This window comes from Enterococcus sp. DIV0436a, from assembly GCF_051711605.1.
Lineage (GTDB): Bacteria > Bacillota > Bacilli > Lactobacillales > Enterococcaceae > Enterococcus_B > Enterococcus_B faecium.
The window spans coordinates 1,835,593-1,853,131 of sequence record NZ_JBIONA010000001.1; the positions used below are offsets into that span (position 1 = coordinate 1,835,593).

The 17,539-nt window shown below is 37.8% G+C and carries 13 protein-coding genes and 1 pseudogene; 2 read left to right on the forward strand and 12 right to left on the reverse strand.

The genetic code is table 11. The features are described 5' to 3' along the window. Positions 1–10: 10 nt before the first annotated feature. From IGL15_RS08950 to IGL15_RS09000, 11 genes and pseudogenes are all read right to left on the reverse strand, one after another. Positions 11–898: a PhnE/PtxC family ABC transporter permease gene (locus tag IGL15_RS08950; protein WP_002331497.1), complete on the reverse strand. Its 888-nt coding sequence runs from the start codon at positions 896–898 to the stop codon at positions 11–13. Beyond that, on the reverse strand, positions 898–1,695 hold the full coding sequence (locus tag IGL15_RS08955) for a phosphate/phosphonate ABC transporter permease (protein ID WP_002332494.1): 798 nt from the start codon (positions 1,693–1,695) through the stop codon (positions 898–900). Before IGL15_RS08955 ends, IGL15_RS08950 begins: the two co-directional genes overlap by 1 nt. 11 nt (positions 1,696–1,706) lie before the next feature. Beyond that, the gene (gene phnC / locus IGL15_RS08960) at positions 1,707–2,459 is read right to left on the reverse strand and encodes a phosphonate ABC transporter ATP-binding protein (RefSeq protein WP_002302937.1); all 753 of its coding nucleotides are present in this window, start codon (positions 2,457–2,459) and stop codon (positions 1,707–1,709) included. A gap of 24 nt (positions 2,460–2,483) precedes the next feature. Then, the gene (locus tag IGL15_RS08965; protein ID WP_002332495.1) at positions 2,484–3,521 is read right to left on the reverse strand and encodes a phosphate/phosphite/phosphonate ABC transporter substrate-binding protein; all 1,038 of its coding nucleotides are present in this window, start codon (positions 3,519–3,521) and stop codon (positions 2,484–2,486) included. 319 nt (positions 3,522–3,840) lie between these two features. Continuing rightward, complete coding sequence (locus tag IGL15_RS08970) at positions 3,841–5,553, reverse strand: DUF4091 domain-containing protein (RefSeq protein ID WP_002332496.1); 1,713 nt, start codon at positions 5,551–5,553, stop codon at positions 3,841–3,843. Further along, positions 5,522–7,078: a DUF5597 domain-containing protein gene (locus IGL15_RS08975; protein ID WP_002332497.1), complete on the reverse strand. Its 1,557-nt coding sequence runs from the start codon at positions 7,076–7,078 to the stop codon at positions 5,522–5,524. The genes IGL15_RS08970 and IGL15_RS08975 overlap by 32 nt, the downstream gene beginning before the upstream one ends. A 37-nt stretch (positions 7,079–7,115) precedes the next feature. Then, positions 7,116–8,081 carry an alpha/beta hydrolase gene (locus tag IGL15_RS08980; RefSeq protein WP_002302941.1) on the reverse strand — a complete coding sequence of 322 codons (966 nt, stop codon included), beginning with the start codon at positions 8,079–8,081 and terminating at the stop codon, positions 7,116–7,118. 4 nt (positions 8,082–8,085) lie between these two features. Next, a pseudogene (locus tag IGL15_RS08985) lies at positions 8,086–9,454 on the reverse strand (glycoside hydrolase family 1 protein). After that, positions 9,438–10,352, reverse strand: coding sequence for an ROK family protein (locus tag IGL15_RS08990; protein WP_104765596.1), 915 nt, complete (start codon positions 10,350–10,352; stop codon positions 9,438–9,440). The pseudogene IGL15_RS08985 and the gene IGL15_RS08990 overlap by 17 nt, the downstream one beginning before the upstream one ends. Further along, positions 10,352–11,698 (reverse strand): PTS sugar transporter subunit IIC, encoded by a 1,347-nt coding sequence (locus tag IGL15_RS08995; RefSeq protein WP_104765595.1) that lies wholly within the window; start codon positions 11,696–11,698, stop codon positions 10,352–10,354. Before IGL15_RS08995 ends, IGL15_RS08990 begins: the two co-directional genes overlap by 1 nt. Positions 11,699–11,713: 15 nt before the next feature. Further along, the gene (locus IGL15_RS09000) at positions 11,714–13,918 is read right to left on the reverse strand and encodes a glycoside hydrolase family 3 N-terminal domain-containing protein (RefSeq protein ID WP_086299760.1); all 2,205 of its coding nucleotides are present in this window, start codon (positions 13,916–13,918) and stop codon (positions 11,714–11,716) included. A gap of 206 nt (positions 13,919–14,124) precedes the next feature. Here IGL15_RS09000 and IGL15_RS09005 point away from each other — a divergent pair, with 206 nt between their 5' ends. Then, positions 14,125–15,270, forward strand: a complete 1,146-nt coding sequence (locus tag IGL15_RS09005; RefSeq protein ID WP_002306298.1) for a helix-turn-helix transcriptional regulator — start codon at positions 14,125–14,127, stop codon at positions 15,268–15,270. Positions 15,271–15,389: 119 nt separating this feature from the next. Beyond that, positions 15,390–16,139: a LytR/AlgR family response regulator transcription factor gene (locus IGL15_RS09010; RefSeq protein ID WP_002306297.1), complete on the forward strand. Its 750-nt coding sequence runs from the start codon at positions 15,390–15,392 to the stop codon at positions 16,137–16,139. Between the two features lie 83 nt (positions 16,140–16,222). Here IGL15_RS09010 and IGL15_RS09015 read toward each other — a convergent pair whose 3' ends face one another. Then, positions 16,223–17,482 carry a GHKL domain-containing protein gene (locus IGL15_RS09015; RefSeq protein ID WP_081156819.1) on the reverse strand — a complete coding sequence of 420 codons (1,260 nt, stop codon included), beginning with the start codon at positions 17,480–17,482 and terminating at the stop codon, positions 16,223–16,225. Positions 17,483–17,539: the final 57 nt, after the last annotated feature.

Genomic DNA, 17,539 nt, shown 5'->3' on the forward strand with positions numbered 1-17,539 from the left:
CTATAAAATTTTATGTTTTGACAATATATTTTTCTTTTAATTTCAAAGAAATAAATTCTAACAGTACAGCAATCGTCAAGATCATATAGACCATCACGCCGATTTCTCGAAAATCAAAATAAAAGTTACTAGCCATCGTCAACTGAAAGCCTAATCCTCCTGCACCAGCTGCAGCTCCTACCGCAATCGCATTTGTAAAATTGATTTCAAACCGAATGAATGTCCAAGAAAGCAATGTCGTGAAACAATGAGGGAGAACACTTTGAAAAACAATCTGCCACCAGCTCGCTCCACACGCTTTCAAACTTTCGATCATGCCAGACTCCATTTCTTCAATACTTTCAGAATAAACTTTTGTCAAATAAGCAATGCTGTGAAAAGACATCCCGATAATTGCAGCATTCGCTCCTAATCCGATCAAAATAGAAAAAATCATGACCCATAAAATCGTGGGAACTGCTCGAATAAAAGACATCAGCCCTCTTATCGTATTGGAAAGAAAGCCACTGCTTAAGTTTCGGGAAGCTAACAGGCTAAGAAAGAAAGCAAGAAAAGCACCAATCACAGTTGTTAAAACAGAGAGACCAATCGTTATACCAAGACTTTCTACTAAAGAAAACGTCGTAAATCTTCCAGATAACTGCGGACGCAAGAAAATATTGAACATATTGGAAAAAAAAGCAGAAACTGCTTCTGTTAACTTGACATTCCCGTAATCCATTGTGATCACAGTGTATGCAGAAACCAAACATAAAAGTAGCAGCATGAGCCTTACAATGATCCGTTCTTGACGCCATAGTTTAACTTTTATCCTCTGATTTCTTTTCCTGAATGCCACCTTTGAATAAGAGGTTGGATTAAATATGGCATTCGTTTCATTTGTCTGATAATCCATCATCAGCGGATCATCCTCCTTACTGTATTCGAAATTGCCTCCAGTGAGATAACTGCAATAATGACAGTCAGCGTAATCATCCCGACCACATCGTATTGGAATTTTTTGTAATAAAAGTCAAATAAAAAACCAATACCAGTCCCTGTCAGTATCCCGACTAGCGTAGCATCACGAATATTATTTTCTATTAGAAAAAGAAGCCAGCTAAGGAGCTGATTCAAACACATCGGCAAAACACCTTGCCAAATGATTTGCAAATAGGAAGCTCCAGATGCCATCATCGCTTCAATGACGCTGCCAGATACTTCATCGATTGTTTCCATGAATGAACGGGTCAAATAACCAAATGTCGTAAAAGTAATCGCCAAATATCCGGTAAACTCGTTTTGTTTGAAACTTAACAACAGGATTATTGCCCATACAACAATAGGGACATTTCTGAAAAAACTCGCCATGCCTCTAGCGATCACTTTTGTGAAACGATTCAAACCGATTTCTCTTGATCCAATCACAGCTGCTATCAAGGCAAAAATAGCACCTGATGTCGTAGCAGTCACTGCCATCAGTATCGTCTGGACGAGTCTAGATATGATGATCGATAAATAGGCTAGGGAATCACTTGTCGGAATAAAGTTGGAGAATAGCCAGAAAAAACTTTTTGGCACAGCAGAAAAAGCTGCTCCTGCCCGAAATCCAACGCCATGTGCTGAAATAAAATAAAGAAAAGCAATCAGCAAAATATAAAACAAGCGATATCTTTTTTGTTGTCTGAAAAATTTTTCTGCCTCTATTTTTTCCATTCTCTCATCCTTTACACTAATAATTTTTTAGATTGATAGATCGTTTCTATTTTTTCTTTTGTCAACTCGTATGGCCTTCCCTCAAATACGATCTTTCCGCTATTCACTCCAATGATCCTATCGGAATAATCGATGGCTGTTTCCACTTGATGCAAGTTGACAAGGCAAGTAATCGCCAATTCATTGGTTATTCTTTTTAAGTAATCCATGATCGTTTTAGCAGATTTTGGATCAAGAGAAGCTATTGGTTCATCACATAAGATGAGTGCCGGATTTTGCATGAGTGCTCTGGCGATTCCGACCCGCTGCTTTTGTCCACCACTTAATTCGTCACATCGAGTGTACGCAAATGCCGAAAGATCCACCTTTTCTATAAGATCAAAAGCCTGTTCTTTTTCTTCTTCTCGATAAAGACCAGCAGCTCCACTGAGTGTTGTTTTATAACCCAAACAGCCATGCAGTACATTTTCGATCACGGTAAGGCGACTGACAAGATTATAATGCTGAAAAATCATACCAATACGTCTTCTTTTCTTTCGCAGTTCTTTTCTTTTCAGTTCATTCATTTCTCTATCCTCAAATCGAATCGTACCACTATCTGCTTCGATTAATCGGTTGATCGTACGCAAGATGGTTGATTTTCCCGCCCCAGACGGCCCGATGATCGAAACAAATTCTCCTTTTTCAAGTGAAAATGAAATATCCTGCAATGCTTGATTTCCGTTTGGATAGGTTTTCGTGATGTTTTTTACTTCTAATAGCATTTGGCTTTCCTTTCCAGTCTTTTCTTATTTGTTCATTTCTTTGATCTCATCATAAAAGTCATCTGAGACTTCCACATACCGCTCATTTCCTTCTTTTGTGAACATACCTGGGACATCAGCATCTTTTGGTGCAAAAATAGCTTTATTTTCAGCTGTACTATCAGCAGTCATTCCTTTGATGATCTTATCAATATCTGCTTCAGACAACGTCTGTTTGTTTGCTGCAATTGGTCCATTCAAGACCGGCATGGAAAGAATAACTTGTGCTTGTTCCCCTCGTACCGTGTCAAAAGGAGCTTGAGCATCTTTTTTTACTTCGTAAATGACTCCTGCCTTGTTTTCTTCTCCTTGGATCACATCAAAATATTGCGGCATATTCATAAAAGCAGCTACATCCGCGTCGCCTTTTAATAAATTGATCATGGATCCTTGATGAGACCCGCCAAACAACACTTTTTCAAAGAATAGACCATCCATGATAAGATCATCTGTATTCTTTAAATCAAAATGTTCAGCGATTTTGTTGCTCGGTACAGTAAAACCAGAAGTTGAGGTATTCGTGACGAAAGAAATCGTTTTGTCTTTGATTGGATCAATCGTATAGCCACCTGTTTCTTCATACTCTTTGCTGTTTTCTGGTTTCACCGCTAAAAAGCTGTAATATAACGCATCTTCCAGCGTTCCGCTTGGCCCAGAATTGGTCAATATGGCTTCTACTTGCTCATTTTTCTTGTTTGCTTCGATATAGCCTTCTGCACCCATATAAGCTAAGTCTACTTGTCCATTTGCAATAGATTCCACGACCACGTTGTAATCTGTACTTGTCACTAATTCAACTTTCTTATCTGTAGCTTTTTCAACCACCGCTTTTACCGCTTCTCTTGCCGGTTCAAACTCTGCAGCAGATTCATTAGGGTAAAAAGCAATTTTGATCGTATCAGAGGATTGGTTTTGATTACCACTTACTGTCTGATTGGACGAACGACAACCTGCTAATACCATTAGAGTTGCTATTAATACTATACTCACCATCGTTTTTTCTATTTTTTTCAACTCAAACATATCTTAGCTCCTTTTATTTATTTGCTACATCTTTAGTGTACCCTCTATTTGTAAAGTTCTAATTTGTATCTTTCTTAATTCAAATAAAGATTGTAAAAACTATGTAAATTCGTGATTTCTCTATCCCAAAAGTTTATCTAAGCAGGAACAAGGTTCTTTGTCTCTTTTCAGCTAGCTAGATCTAAACTGGTTTAAACAAAGATTTACAAAACTCGCTGTGCTGGAAATATTTTTACGGTGGATTCTTTCCTATCTCGGTTAAAAATAAAAAGCATGCCCTGCAATATGCAGGTCATGCTTTTTATTCACTATTATTTAATTAAATAGAAGTTTCTGTGATGATCGCAATCAATTTCTTTCTTAACTGATCGAATTGACTGTAAGACTGATTGAATAATCTCTGCACAGACTGATGGCTGTTTTCCATCCAGTTTTCTGGCTTTTTCTCTCCAAGAAAATCAGCTAGGAGCTGGTCTGTTTTTGTTTTGTTTATTTTCTCCGCTTCTTTTAGCAGATAAAAGTCTTCTACACCTCGATACAGTTCTTTATAGCGAAGAGACAAGAGCAGGCTGCCGGAGACAGATGGATAAACCAAGCACAAATCACCAATTGGAAGTGAACTGGTATTGTAACGAATATCTTCTCTTGCATGTTCCGGCCAGCAGTTATATGCCCATCTCAGCAGACCATCTGTTCCAAAATAATAAGCTAATGCTCCTTGTAAGCGGCTTTCTGTCAAGGGACTGTGCAAGAATGTGTTTGGTTTATCTGGATAATTGCAGATGTAGTATTGTGTTTTTCCAGGAAACTGTTCCTTCAGCCATTCATAATTTTGACAAGTACAATAAAAAGATGTGACTGGATAGTCGATCTCTGAAATCAAGGCTTGTAAGACTGGTTCCTTGTCAAATGCCACTTTCAGCTGTAATGTTGGTTCAATTTCTTTTAGACACTTGACAGCTTCTTTAAACGTAGCGATTTCATGTGCTTTTGGCTCATCTGCCATGAGACGAACTTTGTCCCAAATGTTCTTTTTCTTAAAATAGGTAAACAATTGCTGGAAATATTGTCTGAGCTCTTCTTGTTTTTCGATGAATGCCATTTGCTCTATTTCCTCATCATAATAACGGATCACAAGTTTTTCTGGATGTTCTACTGCTTTATTCAAAGGGAAGAAGGGTGGCTGCCAGACGCCTAAAAGGCCGAACACATCGATTTCTTTATCGATCCCTGCTTCAAAAAAACAAGCTAAATACTTATCCAAAATTGAAAAATCACACTGGATATTTCCTTCTTTTGTTTTGAGGACTTTGACCATTGAGTATTCATACAAGTTAGCTGGGAAATCTTTGACAATATAATTGAACCATCCTTTCCAAGGGATTTCTCCTGCAATGACTGTGATGGTTTTTTGGCCTAGTTCAGCTAAAGTTGAAGCCATTGTCTGAATCAGTTCAAAATGTTGATTACTCCAAAGAGGCACTTGGAATGTACGAGAAAGATTAGAAGGTTGCTGCCAAATGTCTAAATGGAAGGAGTCAGTTACTTTATCACTGAAAGTAAATGCTTCTACAGTTACTTCTAATCGTTTCTGTCCGATGACTGTTTCTTTTGTAGTTATTCCTGCTTGATAAATCGTGATATCTATTGGATAGGTGCCGGTTTTTTGTTGACCATCAACCGGGATTTCTACGTAAATAGGAGTAAAGCGATCACCAGAATAAGTATGTGCTTTTTCTTCTAACAGTTTATCTCCGTAGAAAATGTCGTCTTTTCCGCAATAATATTCAATAAAATTCGACTTGATGGGCAGTTCTGAGTTGATTTCTATTCGGTATATAGGTATTTCAATCGCATCTGGGATCGTAAATTGCTCGTCTAAGCTGTAATGGTTTTTCTTCCCATCATGCAGCAATAACTGAAATGCGGCTGTACTATTTCGATAAACAGATAGATTTTCGAGTGGCTCCGGTTCTTGGGCAAATATACTAGTAGATGGTTTAAAGGTTTCGTTCGTCAGCAAGATATTCATGGACAACCTCCTGTTCTTTTTTCGGATAGGTATATAAAGAGAATTTGATGATTTTAGGCATATTACCGATATATGGCGTATAGCGCTCATCCCCATTTAAAACACGCTCTGTGGTCCATTTTTTTCCTTCAAAATATCCTTCTTCAAAATTCAAAATTTCTGAACACAGCTCTTCATCTACTGCATCGTGGAATAGCGCAAAGTTACATCCAGCAAAAAAATAATCATTTTCTAATTGAAAAAAGAGGCCAGCAGTGTTCAGCTGCTCTTTCTTGTCTTTGCTTAAATATTTGATCAAAAATCGGTAATTTTCATCTTGATACTGATACGTCATGTCCTTTTCCTTTTTAAAAGAATGGATCTTGATTGTTTCATCCGTTAAAAACGGGGTTAGTTCTTTAATTATTTGATAACACTTAGTAAAATAAGGCAAACTTCCTGTCGGATCAAAAGCCGCTTGGTCTAATCCTAACTCTTTCAAAAAAGCCTGATCCTCATCTATTATAGCTTCCGTACTTTTTCTAAGATCTTCGATTCCAAATGGAGAATACAAAAGTGCGCCTTTCCCAAATGCATAGAAACAATTAGATAGATATCTTAGATCTTTTCTTGTTTCTGGTATGAAAAGGGGTTGATCAATCATTTGATAATCTTGAATGATTTCCCGAAAATTTTCTTCATAGATATCTGGAGCAAAAGCCGTTAAGCTAGGTGCATTTTTTTCCCATACGTTTAATACATTTTTTGTAGGACCACCGCTAGGATAGTCGCCCGCGCTTTTTCCTTCTTTATGCAGCCAAGCATTGGTGAACAACGGGATATCTAACCATTTTTTTGCTTCTAATGCCATCTTTTCCAGTGCATGACTAAAGGCATAGGCCATGAATGTCTCGTCTGAAAGTTCCTGCCAGCTGTTTGCTTGAGGATATAATTCTCTGATTCTTTCTGGAAGTGTGGATCCATATATTTGCTGTGCTTTTCTAGAGTAATCCCTTGCCGTTTCAAGACAGCCAACCTCATTTTGGATCTGCATCATGCATACTTGATCTTTCAGCGGATGCTGACTGATAAATTGACATAGGCTAGATAATGCGCGACAATCTGCTTCAATTGCTTTCTCGCAAAACGGTGAGATACAATTTAACTGCTCTTGCTTTTGGTTGACTACTCTAAAATAATTTGCAGTATCTGTCTTGATCCACGGAGGAACATAAGTAGATAAACCGTTTTTCCATAAACCGAACCACAGAAAAACCAGCTTGATCTTATTTTCAGCTGCTTTTTGTAACTGAGCTTCTATCAAATCAAAGTTGAATATTCCCGGAATTGACTCAATGTTTTCCCAATAAACAGGTACAAGCAGGGTGTTCAATCCAATATTGTTCACAAATGGCCAAATATTTTTTTCCATAGAAAGTGCCGTGGAAGCTGCTGAATTATGCACTTCTCCCCCTAAGAGAAGACAGGGTTTTTCATCCACGAGAAAATAGAACCGATTGTTCTTATTGATTATTTCATATTTCATTTATTTCCTCCGATCATCGATTCTTTGATGGAAAAGTTCAAAGATTCCAAGTCAATTCATTTACCCATTGACTGATCTTTGTTTTTGTAAATTTCTCTGGCGAAAATTCACACAGCTGGTTGAGGGACAAACTTCGAATGATTTTGTACCTACTTTTATCGGCTAAAAATGGCAAATGTTCAAGTAAGATCGAACGATTTGCTTCAATGGCGTATAAATTTTTGATCGGTACTTGCCAAACGTCTTCTATTTTTTGTGTAGTTTCTACAGCGGCTTGTGACCAAATGATTTCCAGCCACTCGATACAAAGCTCAAACCACTTGGCAAATCGTGGGTCCACCATCTCTTCACTATTTCCACTCCATTTATTTCCTAATGATAATCCGTGCTTTCCTTTTTGAAAAATATGTGTTTCAAATGGTACATCGTTTTCTTCTAACGCTCTCAAATACAAAATAGAATTCTCGATAGGCACCACATTATCTTCGAATGTAGAAAACAAAAAAGTAGGTGGCGTTTGCGGTGTCACACACATGTCTAAAGAAGGAGCCTTGATCTTCATCGCTTCTGCAAAGGAGCTTAAGATAGCCGGATAGGCAAGGATACAAGCACTTGGTTTTCGATCGGACAAAGTAGACAAAGCGGCTGCTAAATGCCCACCGGCAGAAAAACCGATCACTGCAACTTTGGATTGATCGATTTTTGCTTTTTCAGCTAGTAAGGCAATCAGATCCATGCTTTTTTCTGCATCCGCCAGTGCTTTGTGGAAATCACGGTGTTCTCCAACGTGATAGCGCAGCACACCCGCATGATAACCTTCAGCAGCAAATTTCAATGCAATCGGTTCTGCTTCTCTTTCACTGCAAAATCCATACCCTCCTCCTGGAATCACTAGTATAAACGGACGTTTGTCAATACGGTGAAATTCGGGTTTTTCTTCATGAAGATAAACCGTTAGAGTCGTATTGGCTTCGTTGTCAATAGTCATTGTATTGATCTGCATAAGCTTACTCCTCTTCGTTTAATCCATTTTCAGCAATCAATTTTTGATACCAATAAAAGCTATCCTTTTTGTAACGATCCAAAGTATTCAAAGAATCATCTGTTCGATCAACATAAATAAAACCGTATCTTTTTTCGATTCCTTCATGGGTGCTGATCAAATCGATCGCGCTCCACGGACAATAACCGATCACCTCTACACCATCTTCCATTGCTAGATACATTTGCTGGATATGCTGTTTCAAATAGTCGATGCGATACTTGTCATGGATTTTTCCATCTTCTGTTAATTGATCTTTTGCTCCTATTCCGTTTTCGGTTATCAATAACGGCAGACGATATCTTGAATAAATCTCATTTAACGTATAACGGAACCCTTCTGGATCGATTGGCCAGCCGAATTCAGTCATTGGCAAATGTGGGTTCGTTGTTGCTTGAAAGAAATCAGGGATACCAAAGCCAGATTGCTGATCGATCTTGTTTTCTTTTTGATAATAGGCTGACACAGTCATGGTATTGTAATAATTAAAAGCGATATAATCGCATGTACCTTCTAGCATGATTTTTTTGTCTTCTTCTGTTACTTCAGGACAGGCATTGATTTTTGACAAAATGTGCCAGGCATTATGGTTATAGACACCATAAACCGCAGCATCTAAAAACAGCCAGTTTCTTAAAGCACTCATATTCATTGCAGCCAACTGGTCTTCTGGTTTATCAGAAGCAGCATATACACTGGCAATGTTCGGCGCGGGTCCGATCTTTCCTGGATAATTCCCATTATGATAATTTTTCGTGACTAGGGCTTGAGCAACGAGCATATGATGGTTTTCTTGAAACTTTTCTTTCATTGATTTATTACTTGTACCAATGATCGAACCAGCTAAAGCCATGACATTTTGTTCATTGATTGTTTGCCAATAGTTTACTTCTTGACCGAATGTGTCAAAAAGCAGCTGGCAGTAATCAGCGAAAGCTTGGATCGTCGCCCTATTTTCCCATCCTCCCTTTTCATGGATTTCATAAGGCAAATCAAAATGGAACACCGTCACGATCGGCTCGATCTCATTTTCCTTCAATAAAGCAATGAGTTTCTTATAAAACTCCAGCCCTTTTGGATTAACTTTTCCATTAGACATGACTCTACTCCAAGAAATCGAGAACCGATAAGCTTTTAATCCTAGCTCTTTAAATAAATGAACATCTTCTTCAAAGCGATGGTAATGATCTACCGCCACTTTGAAATCACTTGTTCCGTCAGGTATTTCTTTCATATCTTGAACAGACGGCGCTTTACCGTCTGCATCCCAAGCTCCCTCTGTCTGATACGCACTAGTGGAAGCTCCCCCATAAAAAATCAGTTGGAAATCTCATTCAATCGTACTCCTTTCGCTGCACCGATCAGATTTGCTTCAGACTCAAAGGCGGCAGCTTCTATCGTCATTTTCGTAATCGTTTGTTCGATCATCGGCGACACAGAAAAGATGGCTTCATAGTTTTTCTGGATATCTCTGATCAGCCTTTTTTGTTTACTGATTCCACCGCCAATAATTATTTTGTCCAAATCCAGCAAACACTGGATATTGAAACAAAGAATCGCTACTTGATTGCAGTATGTGCGATATAAAGTTTGTGCTTGATCATCTTCTTTTTGATATAGATAATCAAATACAAGAGGTCCTTCTGGTTCACACTGAAATAATTTTGCCAGTTCTTTTACTAATCGAACAGCTGACAAATTGATCCCTGCAAATGATTCAGCCCCATTTATCCCACGATCTTGTATCAAGAAACTAACCTCTCCAGCTTGACAATGGGGTCCTTTTCTTACCTGCCCATCTAGCAAAAGTCCAACGCCGACGCCTGTTCCTAGAATAATTCCTGCACCATTTTCAATCCCTTTTAAATGACCGAAACTTGCTTCTCCCAATACAGCAGCTTTCGCATCATTTTCTACAAACACACGAACGGGCAAATGTTTTTCTATTTCTTGCTTTAAATTGACTTCATTCAGGCACGCGACTGCTCCACCAAAAAAGACGGTTGACGCTTCTTTCACCGCACCAGGAACAGAAAATCCGACAAATTCAATGGGTTCGATCTGCTGATAAGAATAGATCAATTCGACAAGGACAAGGATAAAATTGTCCTTATCTGTTTTTGGTGTCTCTATTTGTCTTTTTTCTCTTATTTGCGTATCCATTATTAAAGCTGACTTGATATACGTTCCACCGATATCGATACTTAATGTCCACATGCTTTTCCCCTTCATTATGCTTCGACTTCTGCATTGATGATTTTTTCTGCTTTCGTTTCTGCTTCTTCTTTTTCCAGCGCCGCTTCTAACTCTAGTTCTTTCTTATCTGCGATCTTAATGAATGGGTACCACATCACCACACCGATTACCATACAAATAACCATTAGGATCGTGTAGTTCAATCCGCCTGATAAAGGCATCTTCACAAATGTAGGAGTTGTCCAAGGTAATAGCGACATAGTCGGATTCAAAGAAATCGGCAATATGGTAGTGGTTAATCCCCACGTAACGAATCCTGCAATCAATTGTGTAAAGATTTGTGGAATAAAGAAAATCGGATTCAAGATGATCGGCATCCCAAACATCAATGGTTCTGTCACATTGAATAAGGATGGAACAAAAGATAATTTACCTAACTGGCGCATTTTGGCTGATTTGCTTTTGATCATGAAAAATGTCACGAATCCCATGAATCCAGCTGCGTACACCCCCATGTAGATAACAGACGGAACTAAATAGGGTAATGCTTTTCCTTCTTGAAAGGCAGCAATGTTCCCAACGACCATCGTCATACTGATTGCGCCTAAAGGTCCTTGCAAAACAGCATTGTGGATACCGAAGAACCATAAAACAGCTAATAATTCCATGATAATGATGATCGATAACGGACTCGCTACTAAAGAGTTCAATGGGGCATTGATTACGTCGATAAAGAATTGGAAAATCGTTCCTGATTGTGTCAAGCCAAACAATACTCGCAAAGCAAATACAACAACAAAAATGATCGTAACGACAAATACTGGTGACAAGGATTGTGTGACCATTGGCGGCACGCTTTCCGGTAATTTGATCATAATATTTTTCTTAGCTAAGAAGGCATAGAAGCGGGTAATGAGCAAAGCGACAAGCATACCGATAAATAATCCTTGTCCGCCCAGATAATCCAATCGTAACGCACCGACAGCTTGTTCAACTGCTTTCCCATCTTGTGTGACAGTTGTCATGACGGATTGCGGCATCAGCATAATGAAACTTGCCAAAGAGATGATCGAGGCATTCCGTTCATTGGTCCCTAATTGTTTTGCATAAGAGAAAGCTAAACTATATACGACATACAACGAGAAAACACCTGTAGCACCATTAGTGATTGCTTCTACATGAGGAAAAATCCCCACATTTTTCAAAAAATCGATCCAGCCAGGAAATGGGAAATTACCAATAATTGTAATGAAGGCAATCCCTAATGTAATTGGACTTGTTCGGATAAACCCTTCCATCAATGCGGCTAACACTTTGTTCTTTTGTAATTTCTCCGACATCGGCAATAGTCTGCTACTTAAAAACTGTTCTAATTTTTCCATCTTTCTTCTCCTTTTTTATAATTGAATTGTACGGTCATCTTCTGAATCTACTGTCGAGAGAGAAAAAGTAAATTCGCCAGACTCCCAAATTTTTTCCCCTTGATTGTTATAAAACATAAGTGCTTCTTTTGATAATGTATAGTTAATCGATTTTTTCTCATCTGCATGTATAGAAACGACTTGACTAGCAATCAACCGTCTAACTGGTTGCACAATAGAAGCTGTCTTGTCCTTTACATAAATATGGATAACTGTTTCTATTGGTTTTGCTGAATGATTGATTACTTCATAAACAAGTTGCAACTTATCTTCTTGATCCTGTATCTCCTGCCAGCTTGCTTCGACTTTTCCATACGTTTTACCAGTACCAAAAGCAAACAGTGGCTCATTGGATTCATCAATATACTTGGACACAAAGCGAGTGGAATGCGTACTTGTTTCTAAAGGTCGGCCAGTTGAAGCATGTGCATAATAGATTGGAATCTGTCCCTCACTCCGTGGGAAAGTCATGCTGAGTCGAGCACTTGGCGCTGCTTTTCCTGCAAGAAGATTGGCAATACCGATGCCTCCCATCGTTCCAGGATACCAAACGAGCAGCAAACTAGAGAAATAAGGTTCGATCTCCGTTAGGACAAGCGGACGTCCGGTATATAAAATCCCCACGATTGGTTTGCCCAATGCTGCTAACGCTTTGATCAACCGTTTTTGCTTTTCAGGCAATCGAAGGTTAGTTTTAGAAGCTCCTTCTCCACTTTCTAAAAATTGTTCTCCGATCGTCAGTAAAATCACGTCAGATTTTTCAGCAGTTTCCAATGCTTCTTGGAATAATGTTTCTTCGTCTTCGATTGTTCCATTCAGTTGTTCAATTCCAGCTTTTAACGGTCCAAATGGTTCATAAGAATCAAACAGGTTGAATCCTTTTGCAAATAATAGCTGTTCTTTTGAAAAATGCTGTTCTAGTCCATCTTTTAGTGGAATACTATCTTGAGGTTTACCACTGACAGAAGCCCAGAATCCAATCGTCAGACGACTTTTGCCGTAAGGACCGATAACTGCGATTTTCTGGTGTTTTTTTAATGGAAGTGTATCCTCATTCTTCAGCAAGACACAACTCTTTTCCACTAACTTGACTGCTATTTCTTTCGATTCTTCCGTCAGGATTTCTCCCGTGTTCTCTTCTTCAAGCCCACGATAAGGATCTTCGAATAGTCCAAGTTTGTTCTTTAAATCTAAGATCCGCCACACTGCTTCATCTAACAATTGCAAGATCTCTTTATTTTCTTCTGCTAATTTTTCTAAAGAATTGGCATAGACAGAAGTCATCATATCGAAGTCCACACCGGCTTCTAATGCTTTTTTAGCTGAATCTGCTTGATCTTTCGCATAGCCATGTACTTGCAACTCTTCAATAGCCGCATAATCAGATACCAGTACGCCGTTAAAGCCGAACCTTTTTCGAAGAATATCCCGATTAAGCCAGCGATTACCAGTAGAAGGCACGCCATTCAAAACGTTGAACGCGGTCATGACTAGCAAACAATTGGCTTCAACTGCCGCTTGATAAGGAGCGAGATATTCATTGAAGAGACGTTGGTTGGACATATCGACCGTATTGTATTCCCTCCCAGCTTCTGGAGCCCCGTATCCTGCAAAATGCTTGATACATGCGCCCACTCGGTATTTGTCAATCAACTGGAGATTGTCTCCTTGATACCCTTGGACAGCGTGTTTAGCAAATTCTTTTGCAGTATACACATCTTCTCCCGGAGACTCCATCACCCGTCCCCAGCGAGGATCTCTTACTAAATCAAGCATAGGTGAAAATAGAACATGCAGTCCGCTTAAATAACTCTCTTTCGCTGTTTCTTGTGCGGCTTTTTGAATCAAGTCAAAATCATACGATCCAGCTTGTGCTAACGGAATAGGAAAAATGGTTCGGAAACCATAAATAACATCTGACATAAAGAGGAGCGGAATTTTTTTATTCCTTTCTTCCATTATTTTTTTTTGGATTTTTTTTAGTTTTTCAGGTTCATTTATATTATAAATGGAACCAATCTGACTTAAATCAAAATCATCAGGAAAGCCTAATTCCTTTGTTGGTCCGGTATTCATCACATTGCTATCAGTAAATAAGTCGCCGTTCAACTGGACAGTTTGTGCGATTTTTTCTTTTATTGTCAAGGAATCGACTAATTGCTTTAATTGTTTTTCATCCATTATTTTCTCCTTTTTTGTAACCGTTTTTACACTTTTAATTATAACGATAAAATTTTCTTTGTTATACAACAAAAGAAGACTTTATATAAAAATAGAAGAGAGATACCTGAAAAAATTAATATTCAACATGTTATTTTTGCGATACAATGGAAGAAAAAGGATAGACAGGAGGAAAATAATTGAAACAGACAGCGATTTCTAAAATAATGGATTTGTTATACAAAAAATATCTGATCCCCATGGTTTTATTCGATTCAAGCGGCGAAGTTTGCCACCCGAAGATTTCATGGGAGATACAGCCTATCATGGAAAAATTCATTTCGCCTAAAGAGAATCAATCCGTATGTTTATTTAATCACTTTCCTTTTATGTTTGCTAAACTAGATTTTATTACAGACAGCAAGCCCTATTCCTTATTGATCGGCCCTTGCGGTATGATCGGAGAATCTCCTGATACTTTCCTTTTCAAAGGACATAGCTATCACTATGGTATTCACTATACGAAAGAAACAACTGCAGCTTTTGAAGAATTCGTCCAGCTTACCTATGCTTTTCTAACACACGAACTCTTGAAAAAAGAGGAATTGCACTGGGTTTACCAAAAAGAAATCAAGCAGCGATCTACCACGGATCAACGGTTAGAGGACAGTTTGTACGACCGCCGGATGCAAGAAGCCACTTTTGATTCTTATCAATTCGAACTTCGATACACGGAGTATATCAAACGGAATCAGCCAGAAAAGATTGATTGGCTCTTCAAAAAGATGCAAGAAACGTATCATGTCGAATTGTCCGAAAATGAATTAGAAGGTTTGAAGCTGAAGTTCTCTGCTTTCGTTGCCATCCTGACGCGTATTAGTATCGATGAAGGAGTCCCGATCAATCAGGCCTTCAGTTTATCTGATGCTTTGATCCAAGGCTTGTTCCGTATCCATTCTTCTAGTGAATGGCACACATATATGAAAGAAGCGACTTATCGTTTCATGCAACTGATCCATCAGCAGCCTCTAGCCGATAAATCCATGCTAGTCAAGCAACTGATCAATTATATAGACAGTCATATTTACGATCGTGTAACGCTTGACGAGCTAGCTGAGACATTTGATAAGCACAAGACACATCTTTCTGCTTTATTCAAAAAAGAAATGGGACAAACGATCCACTCCTATATCCAAGAACGGAAGATCAATGAAAGTAAACATTTATTGCTTTTTACGGACAAGAGTTATAAAGAAATCAGCGTATTGCTTTCATTTGCGAGTCAAAGTCATTTTATTCAAGTCTTTAAAAAAACAACTTCCCTTACGCCAAGAGAATATCGCGATCAACATTATGCTTATTCCGTCCATTAAAAAGATAAAATGATATATTCTCTAATTAATAAAAAAACAAATATCAATTATATGATGAAATTTATAGAAAAAATCTGTTATACTAACCGTAATGAAATCTGTCTTAGGGGAATCGAATCATGAAAATCTACTACATTGAAGATAACTTGTTTCATCAGGAACTATTTAAGAAAGAATTAATGAAACATCAAGAGCTGAGTGTCATCTCTCTTCAAATATTCCCGAACAATGAGTTGGAAACGATTTATAAGCGCTTAGATACACTGGTCTTTTCTTCTTCTGATTTGTTTATTATTGACATTGATCTGAAGACATTGCATAGCGGTATTGATTTTGCTAAAAAAATACGGAACAAAAACCCAGAATGCTCCATTATCTTCCTATCAAATGATAATACACGCGGATTAGAAATCATTAATCAGCAGATTCGTCCCGATTGTTACCTTGATAAAACGAACCTAGATGAAGTTGCGCAAACATTGAAACAACTTCTCTTAGAAAAACTGGAAGCTCATAAACAATCGTCCTCTATCATTGAACTGCAAGGTGCCGCAAAAGTCTTTTTGATTGCGCCAGACGAAGTCAATTATATTTCAACGATCAATGGTTCTCGCTCCACATTAGAATTTTATGGAACAAACGAGAACTTCGTTATTCATGATAAAATGAAAAATATCAAACAAAAATTTCAAAATTATCATTTCTTTAATGACCTGAAAAGTTTTTCTATCAACCCGTTCAATATCAAAGAAGTAGATAAACAAATGATGGAAGTCCATTTCAAAAATAAAGATACGCTTTTTTTAAGTTCTTCTAGTGTAAAAAAACTATTGCGCCATATTGACCAGCTGAAACAAACGAACAGCTGACGATTCCTTTTTTCAAACATCAAAACGGGTAGGACATCTCTGTCCTGCCCGTTTTAACTTCAATAGGCTACTTTACTAGCTATTCAAACAATTTTACTGATAGATTTCTCATAGATTGCTAATTCCAAGACAAACATTTTCGTGCGCTTTAAATATTTGATCCCGTAATTGGCGTTTAGATATTTATCCGTGATTTTCGAGAAGTTATAAAGACCGAGCCCCCCATTTTTTTTCATTGAGCTTCCTCTTTTCATCAACTTAGATAAACTTGTTGATGACATATCAGCTGGATTCTCGATTTTGAAATAAAACCGTTCGTTTGTTTGATTGATCGTGATACTGACGGGCACTTCTTTTCTTGTTTTATCACAATGTTCAATGGCATTATTCAGTGCGATAGATAAAAGACGAAGAACATCGATATAATCTGCTTTGATATTATTGATGATATTTAGAACTTGGATATCATAAGAAACACCTGATTGATTTGCTTTTTCCATAAAATGATAAAAAAGCCCGCGTACCGCTGGATCGCCGATTCGCTTCAGAGGATTATGCCTGGCATCATCGATCGCTTCTAAAGAATAATCCTTTAAATGTGTCAATAGCTTGATAGAATTCTCCTGACTGTCATTCTTCAAGCTGTATTCCAATGCAGAAATATAATTCAAATAATCATGACGGAAATCATCCAATTTCTCGTAGTAGTCTTTTGTCTCCTGATTGTCTTTCAAATAAAGTTCGATCACTTGGAACTTTTTCTTGTATATAATAAAAACAATAAAAAAAGCCGTATAAAAAATACTATATAAAAGTGTGATGATCGAAGTAAGGATGTAATCCAATGAATAAAAACTAATACCTAAATGAAAGATGTAAATCAGCACATAAATAACAACGGATAAAACTGTCAGTCCTTTCAGTTTTTTCGTGTAACCGCTGAAATAATCGAATATATCATATTTTTGGTCTGCTTTTCTGATGATTGAAAATAAGCAAGCTGCTAAAGCTAGCTCTACTGAAAGGTTCAAATAACTTGTATAAAATCCCAAATATCTTGGAATATCGATTGCTAAGAAAAAGGAAATACCTATCACATTCAATAGAAAATTCTGTAGCAGGACCGATAAAAAAATATTTTCTACCAAAAGATACAAGAACCAGCATGTCACAATATAAGCGATTGCAAAGAAAAATGACGTATATGGAACAAAGAACATATTAGCCATCATCAACCCCAAATAAAATAAGATGAATCGCCATTTTGACGTCCCTTTAAATAACATACTCATCCAAATAAACAAATTTAAATAAGCAATAAGAACAAACATGATTGACTCCATCAACTAACCCACCCTTTCGTCCTTATCATAACAAAAATAAGAAGGAAAAACAGCCGC

What these genes read in the sequence shown, in the direction of transcription:
- IGL15_RS08950 (WP_002331497.1), bottom strand. Translation starts at nt 898, where the DNA reads ATGATGGATTATCAGACAAATGAAACGAATGCCATATTTAATCCAACC.
- IGL15_RS08955 (WP_002332494.1), bottom strand. Translation starts at nt 1,695, where the DNA reads ATGGAAAAAATAGAGGCAGAAAAATTTTTCAGACAACAAAAAAGATAT.
- phnC (WP_002302937.1), bottom strand. Translation starts at nt 2,459, where the DNA reads ATGCTATTAGAAGTAAAAAACATCACGAAAACCTATCCAAACGGAAAT.
- IGL15_RS08965 (WP_002332495.1), bottom strand. Translation starts at nt 3,521, where the DNA reads ATGTTTGAGTTGAAAAAAATAGAAAAAACGATGGTGAGTATAGTATTA.
- IGL15_RS08970 (WP_002332496.1), bottom strand. Translation starts at nt 5,553, where the DNA reads ATGAATATCTTGCTGACGAACGAAACCTTTAAACCATCTACTAGTATA.
- IGL15_RS08975 (WP_002332497.1), bottom strand. Translation starts at nt 7,078, where the DNA reads ATGAAATATGAAATAATCAATAAGAACAATCGGTTCTATTTTCTCGTG.
- IGL15_RS08980 (WP_002302941.1), bottom strand. Translation starts at nt 8,081, where the DNA reads ATGCAGATCAATACAATGACTATTGACAACGAAGCCAATACGACTCTA.
- IGL15_RS08990 (WP_104765596.1), bottom strand. Translation starts at nt 10,352, where the DNA reads ATGAAGGGGAAAAGCATGTGGACATTAAGTATCGATATCGGTGGAACG.
- IGL15_RS08995 (WP_104765595.1), bottom strand. Translation starts at nt 11,698, where the DNA reads ATGGAAAAATTAGAACAGTTTTTAAGTAGCAGACTATTGCCGATGTCG.
- IGL15_RS09000 (WP_086299760.1), bottom strand. Translation starts at nt 13,918, where the DNA reads ATGGATGAAAAACAATTAAAGCAATTAGTCGATTCCTTGACAATAAAA.
- IGL15_RS09005 (WP_002306298.1), top strand. Translation starts at nt 14,125, where the DNA reads ATGGATTTGTTATACAAAAAATATCTGATCCCCATGGTTTTATTCGAT.
- IGL15_RS09010 (WP_002306297.1), top strand. Translation starts at nt 15,390, where the DNA reads ATGAAAATCTACTACATTGAAGATAACTTGTTTCATCAGGAACTATTT.
- IGL15_RS09015 (WP_081156819.1), bottom strand. Translation starts at nt 17,482, where the DNA reads ATGGAGTCAATCATGTTTGTTCTTATTGCTTATTTAAATTTGTTTATT.